The 11,722-nt window shown below is 40.5% G+C and carries 4 protein-coding genes, 8 tRNA genes, 2 rRNA genes, 1 other RNA gene and 4 pseudogenes (1 of these 19 running past the window's edge); 18 read left to right on the forward strand and 1 reads right to left on the reverse strand.

Annotated features, from left to right (window positions below; all coding sequences use genetic code 11):
- The 13 genes from BR52_RS12370 to BR52_RS12430 form a co-directional block, all read left to right on the forward strand.
- A 23S ribosomal RNA gene (locus BR52_RS12370) occupies nucleotides 1-2,680 on the forward strand (it extends 242 nt beyond the left edge of the window).
- A gap of 89 nt (nucleotides 2,681-2,769) precedes the next feature.
- Nucleotides 2,770-2,885, forward strand: a 5S ribosomal RNA gene (rrf, locus tag BR52_RS12375).
- Between the two features lie 25 nt (nucleotides 2,886-2,910).
- A tRNA-Val gene (locus BR52_RS12380) sits at nucleotides 2,911-2,986 on the forward strand.
- Nucleotide 2,987: 1 nt separating this feature from the next.
- Nucleotides 2,988-3,060, forward strand: a tRNA-Lys gene (locus BR52_RS12385).
- 39 nt (nucleotides 3,061-3,099) lie between these two features.
- Nucleotides 3,100-3,184: transfer RNA gene (locus BR52_RS12390), tRNA-Leu, on the forward strand.
- 13 nt (nucleotides 3,185-3,197) lie between these two features.
- A tRNA-Thr gene (locus BR52_RS12395) sits at nucleotides 3,198-3,273 on the forward strand.
- A gap of 4 nt (nucleotides 3,274-3,277) precedes the next feature.
- A tRNA-Gly gene (locus BR52_RS12400) sits at nucleotides 3,278-3,349 on the forward strand.
- A gap of 53 nt (nucleotides 3,350-3,402) precedes the next feature.
- Nucleotides 3,403-3,491 (forward strand) — tRNA-Leu (locus BR52_RS12405).
- A 3-nt stretch (nucleotides 3,492-3,494) separates the two neighbouring features.
- Nucleotides 3,495-3,568: transfer RNA gene (locus tag BR52_RS12410), tRNA-Arg, on the forward strand.
- A 37-nt stretch (nucleotides 3,569-3,605) separates the two neighbouring features.
- Nucleotides 3,606-3,679: transfer RNA gene (locus tag BR52_RS12415), tRNA-Pro, on the forward strand.
- A 180-nt stretch (nucleotides 3,680-3,859) separates the two neighbouring features.
- Nucleotides 3,860-4,321: a CtsR family transcriptional regulator gene (locus tag BR52_RS12420; RefSeq protein ID WP_034573285.1), complete on the forward strand. Its 462-nt coding sequence runs from the start codon at nucleotides 3,860-3,862 to the stop codon at nucleotides 4,319-4,321.
- 17 nt (nucleotides 4,322-4,338) lie between these two features.
- Complete coding sequence (locus tag BR52_RS12425; protein WP_034573286.1) at nucleotides 4,339-6,813, forward strand: ATP-dependent Clp protease ATP-binding subunit; 2,475 nt, start codon at nucleotides 4,339-4,341, stop codon at nucleotides 6,811-6,813.
- Nucleotides 6,814-6,891: 78 nt separating this feature from the next.
- A complete protein-coding gene (locus tag BR52_RS12430) occupies nucleotides 6,892-7,242 on the forward strand; it encodes a hypothetical protein (protein ID WP_034573289.1) in 351 nt (116 codons plus the stop codon).
- 49 nt (nucleotides 7,243-7,291) lie between these two features.
- On the opposite strand, the gene BR52_RS12435 is transcribed toward BR52_RS12430, so the two are convergent.
- Nucleotides 7,292-8,158, reverse strand: coding sequence for a helix-turn-helix domain-containing protein (locus tag BR52_RS12435; RefSeq protein ID WP_034573291.1), 867 nt, complete (start codon nucleotides 8,156-8,158; stop codon nucleotides 7,292-7,294).
- A gap of 154 nt (nucleotides 8,159-8,312) precedes the next feature.
- Between BR52_RS12435 and tadA the strand changes: the two are divergent.
- The 5 genes and pseudogenes from tadA to BR52_RS12455 form a co-directional block, all read left to right on the forward strand.
- Nucleotides 8,313-8,827: pseudogene (gene tadA / locus BR52_RS12440) on the forward strand (tRNA adenosine(34) deaminase TadA).
- A gap of 72 nt (nucleotides 8,828-8,899) precedes the next feature.
- Nucleotides 8,900-8,986: signal recognition particle sRNA small type (gene ffs / locus BR52_RS12815), an RNA gene on the forward strand.
- Between the two features lie 160 nt (nucleotides 8,987-9,146).
- A pseudogene (gene dnaX / locus BR52_RS12445) lies at nucleotides 9,147-10,996 on the forward strand (DNA polymerase III subunit gamma/tau).
- A gap of 57 nt (nucleotides 10,997-11,053) precedes the next feature.
- A pseudogene (locus BR52_RS12450) lies at nucleotides 11,054-11,367 on the forward strand (YbaB/EbfC family nucleoid-associated protein).
- Between the two features lie 66 nt (nucleotides 11,368-11,433).
- Nucleotides 11,434-11,722 (forward strand): annotated as a pseudogene (locus BR52_RS12455) (recombination protein RecR); the annotation flags it as partial.

Consider the following 11,722-nt stretch of genomic DNA (forward strand, 5'->3'; position numbering starts at 1 on the left):
AGTAGCGGCGAGCGAAACGGGAAGAGCCCAAACCAAAGAGCTTGCTCTTTGGGGTTGTAGGACACGACATTAAGAGTCATAAATGAATTTTGTAGAAGAAGCGACTTGGAAAGGTCCGCCGAAGAGGGTAAAAGCCCCGTATTTGAAACAAAGTTCACTCTGTTGTGTATCCTGAGTACGGCGGAACACGAGAAATTCCGTCGGAATCCGCGGGGACCATCCCGCAAGGCTAAATACTCCCTAGTGACCGATAGTGAACCAGTACCGTGAGGGAAAGGTGAAAAGAACCCCGGAAGGGGAGTGAAAGAGTACCTGAAACCGTGTGCTTACAAATAGTTAGAGCCCGTTAATGGGTGATAGCGTGCCTTTTGTAGAATGAACCGGCGAGTTACGATTACATGCGAGGTTAAGTTGATAAGACGGAGCCGCAGCGAAAGCGAGTCTGAATAGGGCGAATGAGTATGTGGTCGTAGACCCGAAACCAAGTGACCTACCCATGTCCAGGTTGAAGGTGCGGTAATACGCACTGGAGGACCGAACCCACGTATGTTGAAAAATGCGGGGATGAGGTGTGGGTAGCGGAGAAATTCCAATCGAACTTGGAGATAGCTGGTTCTCTCCGAAATAGCTTTAGGGCTAGCCTCGGAATTAAGAATCATGGAGGTAGAGCCACTGTTTGGACTAGGGGCCCTTCTAGGGTTACCGAATTCAGATAAACTCCGAATGCCATTGATTTATATCCGGGAGTCAGACTGCGAGTGATAAGATCCGTAGTCGAAAGGGAAACAGCCCAGACCACCAGCTAAGGTCCCAAAGTTACTGTTAAGTGGAAAAGGATGTGGGGTTGCTTAGACAACTAGGATGTTGGCTCAGAAGCAGCCATCATTTAAAGAGTGCGTAATAGCTCACTAGTCGAGTGACCCTGCGCCGAAAATTTACCGGGGCTAAACAGTACACCGAAGCTGTGGATAGAACCTTAGGGTTCTATGGTAGGAGAGCGTTCTAAGGGCGTTGAAGCTAGATCGTGAGGACTAGTGGAGCGCTTAGAAGTGAGAATGCCGGTATGAGTAGCGAAAGACGGGTGAGAATCCCGTCCACCGTATGACTAAGGTTTCCTGGGGAAGGCTCGTCCTCCCAGGGTTAGTCGGGACCTAAGCCGAGGCCGATAGGCGTAGGCGATGGACAACAGGTTGATATTCCTGTACCAGTTTGTTTTGTTTGAACAATGGAGGGACGCAGTAGGCTAAGGAATGCGCGCTGTTGGATATGCGCGTCTAAGCAATAAGTCTTGAAGTGAGTTAAATGCTTGCTACTATAAGGACAAGTTGTGATGGGGAGGGAACTAATAGTACCGAAGTTCCTGATGTCACACTGCCAAGAAAAGCTTCTAGTTAGAAACAATCTGCCCGTACCGCAAACCGACACAGGTAGTCGAGGAGAGTATCCTAAGGTGTGCGAGAGAACTCTCGTTAAGGAACTCGGCAAAATGACCCCGTAACTTCGGGAGAAGGGGTGCTGACCAATTGGTCAGCCGCAGTGAATAGGCCCAGGCGACTGTTTATCAAAAACACAGGTCTCTGCAAAATCGTAAGATGACGTATAGGGGCTGACGCCTGCCCGGTGCTGGAAGGTTAAGAGGATGGGTTAGCTTCGGCGAAGCTCAGAATTGAAGCCCCAGTAAACGGCGGCCGTAACTATAACGGTCCTAAGGTAGCGAAATTCCTTGTCGGGTAAGTTCCGACCCGCACGAAAGGCGTAACGATCTGGGCACTGTCTCAACGAGAGACTCGGTGAAATTATAGTACCTGTGAAGATGCAGGTTACCCGCGACAGGACGGAAAGACCCCATGGAGCTTTACTGCAGTTTGATATTGAGTGTTTGTACAGCTTGTACAGGATAGGTAGGAGCCATAGAAGCCGGGACGCCAGTCTCGGTGGAGGCATTGGTGGGATACTACCCTTGCTGTATGACCACTCTAACCCTCACCACTAATCGTGGTGGGAGACAGTGTCAGACGGGCAGTTTGACTGGGGCGGTCGCCTCCTAAAGAGTAACGGAGGCGCCCAAAGGTTCCCTCAGAATGGTTGGAAATCATTCGTAGAGTGTAAAGGCAGAAGGGAGCTTGACTGCGAGACCTACAAGTCGAGCAGGGACGAAAGTCGGGCTTAGTGATCCGGTGGTTCCGCATGGAAGGGCCATCGCTCAACGGATAAAAGCTACCCTGGGGATAACAGGCTTATCTCCCCCAAGAGTCCACATCGACGGGGAGGTTTGGCACCTCGATGTCGGCTCATCGCATCCTGGGGCTGTAGTCGGTCCCAAGGGTTGGGCTGTTCGCCCATTAAAGCGGTACGCGAGCTGGGTTCAGAACGTCGTGAGACAGTTCGGTCCCTATCCGTCGCGGGCGTAGGAAATTTGAGAGGAGCTGTCCTTAGTACGAGAGGACCGGGATGGACACACCGCTGGTGTACCAGTTGTTCTGCCAAGAGCATCGCTGGGTAGCTATGTGTGGAAGGGATAAACGCTGAAAGCATCTAAGCGTGAAGCCCCCCTCGAGATGAGATTTCCCATTGCTTCGGCAAGTAAGACCCCTGAGAGATGATCAGGTAGATAGGTTGGAAGTGGAAGTACAGCGATGTATGGAGCGGACCAATACTAATCGGTCGAGGACTTAACCAAATAAATGGTGGAACACATGAATCAAAAAGTAAATTGTGCTTACAATATCCAGTTTTGAGAGAACGAAGTTGTCTCAACTAAATAAGAAGTGTGGTGGCGACAGCGAGAAGGATACACCTGTTCCCATGCCGAACACAGAAGTTAAGCTTCTCAGCGCCGATAGTAGTTAGGGGTTTCCCCTTGTGAGGGTAGGACGTTGCCACGCAGATTATTTATTTTAAATTTCATATGGAGGTTTAGCTCAGCTGGGAGAGCATCTGCCTTACAAGCAGAGGGTCAGCGGTTCGATCCCGTTAACCTCCACCATGAGTCATTAGCTCAGTTGGTAGAGCATCTGACTTTTAATCAGAGGGTCGTAGGTTCGAATCCTACATGACTCATAACTAAGCATTTCAAATGTGTAGTTATGCCATACTTTTGCGGGTGTGGCGGAATTGGCAGACGCACTAGATTTAGGATCTAGCGCCTAACGGCGTGGGGGTTCAAGTCCCTTCACCCGCACCATTTATTTTATATAGCCGGCTTAGCTCAGTTGGTAGAGCATCTGATTTGTAATCAGAGGGTCGAGGGTTCAACTCCTTTAGCCGGCACCATTTTGCGGAAATAGCTCAGTGGTAGAGCACCACCTTGCCAAGGTGGGGGTCGCGGGTTCGAACCCCGTTTTCCGCTTGTTAGACTAATAATAAGATTGCCCAGATTGAAAAATCTGATCCACATTCCATGCCGGGGTGGCGGAACTGGCAGACGCACAGGACTTAAAATCCTGCGGTGAGTGATCACCGTGCCGGTTCGATTCCGGCCCTCGGCACCATTTGCACCCATAGCTCAACTGGATAGAGTACCTGACTACGAATCAGGCGGTTAGAGGTTCGACCCCTCTTGGGTGCATTCTTTAGAAATAAAGATCATATCTTCGAGTTCAAAACGGGAAGTAGCTCAGCTTGGTAGAGCACTTGGTTTGGGACCAAGGGGTCGCAGGTTCGAATCCTGTCTTCCCGATAATGAAGACAAAGTTAAGATGAGTTATCCTAGATATGGATAACTCATCTTTTTTATTTTACATAAACTGAATTTTTTTATTGAAATAAGTAGACTTGCTTTTCAAATGAACATTTTTCTCGTATAATTAAAGTCAGTATTAGTCAAAATCTATTAAACCGTTTAAGAAGGAGGAGACTTATGCAAAATCAAAATATGTCAGATATCATTGAAGCCTATTTGAAACAAGTTTTAGGTGTTCATGAACAAATTGAAATTAGACGTAGTGAAATGGCTAATCAATTTAATTGTGTACCTTCTCAAATTAACTATGTTATCAATACTCGTTTTACTGTTCAACAAGGTTATTTAGTTGAAAGTAAACGTGGCGGTGGTGGCTATATTAGAATTATTAAAGTGAAGTTATTAGACAAAGTAGAAATGCTAGATGCGATGATTCAAATAATTGGAGAGAAAATTTCCCAAAAAGATGCTTATTCAATTATTCAAAAATTATATGAAGATGAAGTTATTACTAAGAGAGAAGCTACCTTAATGCTCTCTGCACTGGAAAAAAATGTTCTGGCTAGTAGTGAAAAAAATGAAAATAGTTTACGAGCAAAGATTTTGATCGCATTTGTGGACAATTTAAGATATGAATAAATGATGGAGGCGTTAAAATGAACGAATTATTTACAGAGAAAGCTAAAATGGTTTTAATTCTAGCACAAGATGAAGCAAAACGTTTTCGTCATCATTCAGTTGGGACAGAACATATCTTATTAGCACTAGTGATTGAACAAGAAGGCATGGCAGGTAAAACACTAAGACAATTTGCCGTTAACGAGCAGGATGTTCGGGAAGAAATTGAACATTTTACTGGATATGGAACAATGGGAAGTATTTCTAAAAATGTCATTTTACCTTACTCTCCTAGAGCTAAACAAGTTATTACTTTTGCAACAGATGAAGCTAGACGTTTAGGAGCACCATTAGTTGGAACGGAACATTTATTATTGGGCTTATTACGCGAAGAAGAAATTTTATCTTCTAAAATATTAAGTAATTTAGATGTAAGTTTAAATAAAACAAGACAGCTGCTACTTAAAAAAATTGGTGTTAGTGATAGCAAAAGTAAGCGTAGTAAGACTACAGCAACTCAATCAGTTGGTGGAACGCCTACGTTAGATTCTTTGGCTCGAGATTTAACTGCGCTAGCCAGAGCTGGAAAAATGGATCCTGTTGTGGGACGTCAAAAGGAAGTACATCGTTTGATTCAAGTGTTGAGTCGGAGAACGAAGAACAATCCTGTCTTGATTGGTGAGCCTGGTGTTGGTAAAACAGCAATAGCAGAAGGTTTGGCACAAAAAATTATTAATGGTGAAGTTCCAAAAGACTTATCTAAAAAACGATTAATGATGTTAGATATGGGATCGATGGTTGCGGGAACTAAATACCGTGGTGAATTTGAAGACCGCATGAAAAAAGTTATTGAAGAAATTTATCAAGACGGTGAAGTGATTCTCTTTATCGATGAGTTGCATACCTTAATCGGGGCTGGTGGAGCAGAAGGAGCAATTGACGCTTCGAATATTTTAAAACCCGCTCTTGCAAGGGGAGAATTACAAACGATTGGTGCAACGACTTTGGATGAATACCAAAAGTATATTGAAAAAGATGCTGCTTTAGAACGTCGTTTCGCACCTATTCAAGTAGACGAACCAACGGCTGAAGAAGCAGAGGAAATTTTACTTGGTTTGAGATCTCGTTATGAAGAGCATCATGGTGTAGAAATTACGGATGAAGCAATCCATTCTGCGATTCAATTTTCAATGCGTTATATCACATCAAGACAGTTGCCAGATAAAGCGATTGATTTGATTGATGAATCGGCTGCCAAAGTTCGTTTAGATGTTTCAGATAAACCTACGCCAGTAGCAGTAGCAATTGCTGAATTGGATGCATTAGTGGCTGAGAAAGAAGAAGCCATTCAAACGCAAGATTTTGAAAGTGCTGCTAAAATTAGATCAAAAGAGATGCGTCAAAAGAAAAAAATTGAAAACTTAATTATCAAAGAAGGGAAACAGACAACTTCTTCTAAATTACAAGTAACACCAATTGATGTGGCAGAGGTCGTTTCATTGTGGACAGGGATCCCAGTTCAACAAATGGAACAAAAAGAAAGTGACCGTTTACTAAATTTGGAAAAAGTATTGCACAGCCGAGTTGTAGGTCAAAAAGAAGCGGTTAGTGCTGTTTCAAGAGCTATGAGACGCGCTAGAAGTGGTTTGAAAGATCCAAATAGACCAATAGGTTCATTTATGTTCTTAGGCCCTACAGGTGTCGGGAAGACGGAATTAGCGAAAGCTTTGAGTGAAGCTATGTTTGGGAGTGAGGAAGCACTCATTCGCGTGGATATGTCTGAGTATATGGAAAAATACAGTACAAGTCGTTTAATTGGTTCACCACCAGGATATGTCGGTTACGATGAAGGCGGACAATTAACAGAAAAAATTCGCCAAAAACCCTATTCTGTTATTTTGTTAGATGAGGTAGAAAAAGCACATCCGGATGTCTTTAATATTTTGTTACAAGTTTTAGATGATGGTCATTTAACAGATTCCAAAGGACGTAAGGTGGACTTTAAAAATACCATTATGATTATGACTTCAAACTTAGGTGCTACAGCTTTAAGAGATGAAAAATCAGTTGGGTTTAGTACAAAGGATAAGAAGAAAGATCATAAAGCAATGGAAAAACGAATTTTAGAAGAATTGAAAAATACGTTTAGACCTGAATTTATCAACCGAATTGATGAAACGATTGTCTTCCATTCATTAGAAAAAGACGAATTAACGGAAATTGTGAAACTAATGGGCAATACGATTATCAAACGTCTAAAAGAGTTAGACATTCATGTGAAAATCACACCTGCAGCCAATGAAGTGATTGCTAAGGCAGGTTTTGATCCAGAATATGGAGCACGACCACTAAGAAGAGCCTTGCAAAAAGAAGTTGAAGATCGTCTAAGTGAAGAATTATTAAACGGTACGGTTAAAATTGGAGACGAAGTAACAATTGGTGCGGTTAAAGGGAAAATTCGGATTCAAGTCAAAGAACCAAAAATCAAAAAAATAAAAGCTGTTTCAAAATAAGGCTTTCATTAGTTAAAAGTAAGGATCTATGTTAAAATTATACTAAATATCAATCTAAGAAAAGGGACGTGAAAGAATATGAAAAATTCAACTAAAGGTTTATTAATAGGCTTAGGCGCAACAGTAGTAGTAGGAACCATTATTGTTTCTTCTTCAGAAAAAGCACTCCAAAAGATTGAAAGTTACATGAATCGTAAACGCGCTAAAGACTTTATCAAAGAAAAATTAAACGGCAATGACGATGCGTTATCTGTTGTGGACCAATTATCAGATGAAGAAATCTCAAATCTGTTAAAAATTGTAGACAAGATTGGAAATCTTAAAGGTAAAATCAACGTTTATGGCGATAATGTAAAAGATATGGCTGAAGATTTTAAACACACGTTACATGGTTACACTGAAACAGTCAAAGAAAAATTCGATAAATAAACAATAAAATCCCCATTCGTTCATTAGATGAACGAATGGGGATTTTTAGTTAAATAAGAACAAGTAAGTAACACAAGGTTAAATCATTTCGATCCTTTAAAGAAAATGAGGTTGCCTCTAAAAAACGATCAATTCGATATTGTAAAGTGTTCCGATGAATGTATAATTTTTTTGCTGCTAATGAAAGATTTCCTTGTGTTTCCCAAAGAATTTGGACAAGTTCTTGCCAATCGACTTGTTCGGAAAGACTGTCTTTCAAGTTTTTCATCAAAAAACTTTTTTCGGTAGATGTTTTTGTGTAGTAAGCAAGAGCAATTTGGGGAAGAGACAGAACAGGATTTTTTGTGGTCTGTTGTTGTTGATTAAAAATGGACTGCTCTTCGTGAAATAACTTTGGGAAATCAGTTGTTAATTGCCAGAAATGGCCGATATAACAAAATACTTTTATCGAAAAATCATCTTCCAAAGCTTGAATAACGCCGCTTAGTTCTTCCAGTGTAAAGTCGTTTTTTGTTTCTTCTTGAATAAGAATCCCAGTAGTCGGATTGATAAAAAAATAATCCTCACAGGCAGGAAAAACTTGTGAAAAAGTTTCTAGCCACATAAACTGATTCTCTGAATCAAGTGGGTGAGAGAGGGTAAATTGAATCACGCGATAATTGCCTTTTTTAGTTGACGGCAGCGGCTTAGCTTGCCATAGAAATTGGTACCAAATCGAATGACTTAAGGCCTTTTTTGTTTCTTTTTTTATTGGGAAAAGAGCTTGTAATAATTGAATTTCAGATAGCTTAAGTTCATTAGTTGAGATTTTAATCCATTGAGTATGATAGGGTAGACACAGAATCCCACTCTCATTACTGGGAGTTTCAACTAGGGTTGCATTTGGATAAAGGGTTTGTAAACGTTCAAAATCCAAGGGGAAAACTCCTTTCGAATCAACTTGTAATTGCTTACATTAGTATAACACAATTTTAAAATGAACTTAATAAAATCCCACAGATTAGAAAAATTAGATATAGAAAATAAGCGAACTATGATAGGATATAGAAAACGAACAAAGGAATTGGCAGATGTATACACAAGAAGAAAAAGAATTTTTTATGAAGGAAGCAATAAAAGAAGCACAAAAGGCTGGCGATAAATTAGAAGTTCCTATTGGGGCTGTTGTGGTTTTAGATGGCAAAGTGATTGCTCGTGGTCACAATATGCGAGAAGAGACCAATGATGCTACGACTCATGCTGAAATGATTGCGATTCGCCAGGCAAATCACCTTTTAGACAGTTGGCGTTTAGAAGAAGCAAGCTTATTTGTAACGCTAGAACCTTGTCCAATGTGTAGTGGAGCAATGATTATGTCACGAGTTAAAGAGGTTTATTATGGTGCGGAAGATCCTAAGGGGGAACGGCAGGGACGCTTTATAATTTGCTGACAGACGAGCGCTTTAATCACCAAGTGGCAGTTGAATCAGGTATTTTAGCAGAAGAGTGTGGTCAATTGTTAAGTGAGTTTTTTAAAGCCCTGCGACAACGAAAAAAAGAAGAGAAGCTTGCAAGAAAAAGTGCGGAGCAAAATAAGTTAATTTAACTTTATTGATACAATTTCTAAAAAAAGCTAGCTTTTAGGGGAAAGATAAGGTAAAATAAAGATTGCCGAAAGGCCTTATAGCAATGGTGAACTTATGAATCGTGTCAGATCTGGAAGGAAGCAGCACTAAGTATGCTTCGCCATGTGCTGTAAGTACATAGTGAGAAACTCTTAATACAATTTGTATTGAGAGTTTTTTTTCACGCTTAAGAAAATGATGGGAGATTTTACCAAATTTTTAGTTTAAATGAATGAAATCCTATCTTTTTTAACGTATAATAGAAATTAGTAAATCTTCGGTTCAGAAAGAGGGAAATAGATGAGTTATCAAGCACTTTATCGGGTTTGGCGTCCCCAAAGATTTCAAGATATTGCTGGACAATTAGCGATTACTCAAACACTGCGTAATGCATTGATACAACATAAAACAAGTCATGCTTATCTATTTACAGGTCCAAGAGGAACGGGTAAGACGAGTGCTGCCAAGATTTTTGCAAAAGCAATTAACTGTCATCATATTGTTGACGGTGAACCATGTAATACCTGTGAAACTTGTATGGCGATTACGAAAGGTCAATTAAATGATGTCATTGAAATTGATGCGGCGAGTAACAATGGCGTCGAGGAAATTCGTGATATTCGAGATAAGGCCAAATATGCACCAACAAGTGCTGATTATAAAGTATACATTATTGATGAGGTTCATATGCTTTCAACAGGTGCGTTTAATGCCTTATTGAAAACACTAGAAGAGCCACCAAAGAATGTTATTTTATTTTAGCAACAACCGAACCTCATAAAATTCCGTTAACCATTATTTCGAGGACGCAGCGCTTTGATTTTAAGCGTATTTCAGTGAAAGATATATGCGGAAGAATGGCTTATATTTTGGAGCAAGAAAAAATTGGATTTGAGGAAAGTGCCTTGCCTGTTATTGCGCGCTCAGCGGAAGGCGGAATGCGTGATGCATTAAGCATTTTAGACCAGGTAATCTCCTATGGTGAGACGGAAGTAACGTTGGAAAATGCAATGAGTGTCACTGGAAGCCTCACGCAAGAATTGTTATTAACTTATTTTGAGGCCATTTTAACAAATGATACTGAAAAAGGATTGGCAATTTTACAAGGTATTTTAGCTGAAGGCAAAGATTCTGCACGTTTTGTCGAAGATTTGATTTATTCAGTCGTGATTTATTGGTGTATCAACAAGCGCCACAAATGATTGATTTACTAGAAGAGGCGAGTGCAGATACGACGTTCAAGGAATTAAGCGGGAAGATTCCGGCGAGTATTTTATATCAAATGATTACAATTTTAAATGACTCTCAAACAGAAATGCGCTTTACGAATCACCCAGATATTTATTTGGAAGTGGCAACAGTTAAAATGACACAGTTGCGAGTGAATGTGGCGCCTAAGATGGAATCTATTCAGCCAGCACCTCAGGAAATACCTGAAACAAAAGAAGCGAGTGGAAATGTAGGGCATTTAGAAGCTGAAATCAACGAATTAAAAAAACAGCTTTTAGAACTAAAAGAGAATGGAATCGTTGCAAGTGGAGCTGCAAAAAAACCACAACAACGAGTTACCAAAAAAACTGGGAACAATCAATTTAAACCAAATACAACAGGGATCTATCAAGTTCTAAAAGAAGCGACAAAAGACAATTTATTGCAATTAAAAGAACTGTGGCCTGATTTATTAAATATGCTTTCAGTGACGCAACGAGCGGTGATGAAAGCCTCAACACCTGTTGCAGCAAGTCCAACAGGCTTGATTGTTTCTTTTGAATATGATATTTTATGTCAGAAAGCAACCGATGATCAAGAATTAATGGAAGCAGTTAGTGAAGACATGCGCCGATTAATCGGACATACCCCAAGAATGATTTGTGTGCCAAGCGATCAATGGCCAACGATTCGTAGCGAGTATTTGAGTCAAAATAAATCAAAACCAACGGAACAACCAAAAGAAGCACACGGGGGGTTCACCGAAACCTACTTCTGAAGCGATGAACCAACAACTCGTTCAGGAACCACCAGCGCTAACGCCAACATTTGACGGTCTTGATGACCTCGTGGCACCTCCAATTGCAGACGATCAAAATACAGTCGTCACTGAAGCACTTGAGTTATTTGGAGAAGAAATGGTTGAAGTGTTGAATGATTAAGATTTTTAACTAATTTAGTTTAAATAAAAAGCGAACCAATGAAAGGAAGTAGACAACATGCGTGGAATGGGAAATATGCAAGGTATGATGAAACAAATGCAAAAAATGCAAAAAGAAATGGGATCAGCTCAAGAGGCTTTAAACCAAAAAGAATTTACCGGGGTAGCTTAGTGGTGATTTGGTATCCATCGTGATGACAGGTGACAAGAAAGTGAAAGACGTTGTTATCAAGCCAGAAGCGGTAGATCCAGATGATATTGAAATGTTGCAAGATTTAATTTTAATGGCAACAAACGATGTATTTAGCAAAAATTGAAGTTGAAACACAATCAACAATGGGGAAATTTACTAAAGGAATCCCAGGTTTATAAATCAACGATAAAAAAAGTGGGGCGTTTGAAGCGTCCCACTTTTTTAAAACAGTGAGGATGAGCAGAATGCATTACCCAGAACCAATTTCAAAATTAATTGATAGCTACATGAAATTGCCGGAATTGGTGCATAAAACAGCTGCCAGATTAGCGTTTTTTACAATTGATATGAAGGAAGAAGACGTGACGGATTTTGCTAAAGCGTTGATTAGTGCAAAAAGAGATTTGCATTATTGTTCGATTTGCGGAAATATCACGGAAGGCGATCCATGTGAAATATGCCAAGACACAACGAGAGATCGTAGCATTGTTTTAGTAGTGGAAGACCCTAAAGATGTGATTTCAATGGAAAAAA

It is taken from the genome of Carnobacterium divergens DSM 20623, from assembly GCF_000744255.1.
GTDB classification, from domain to species: Bacteria; Bacillota; Bacilli; order Lactobacillales; family Carnobacteriaceae; genus Carnobacterium; species Carnobacterium divergens.

Excerpts from the sequence above, each read along its gene's own strand:
- BR52_RS12430 (WP_034573289.1), top strand. The coding sequence starts at position 6,892 with ATGAAAAATTCAACTAAAGGTTTATTAATAGGCTTAGGCGCAACAGTA.
- BR52_RS12420 (WP_034573285.1), top strand. The coding sequence starts at position 3,860 with ATGCAAAATCAAAATATGTCAGATATCATTGAAGCCTATTTGAAACAA.
- BR52_RS12425 (WP_034573286.1), top strand. The coding sequence starts at position 4,339 with ATGAACGAATTATTTACAGAGAAAGCTAAAATGGTTTTAATTCTAGCA.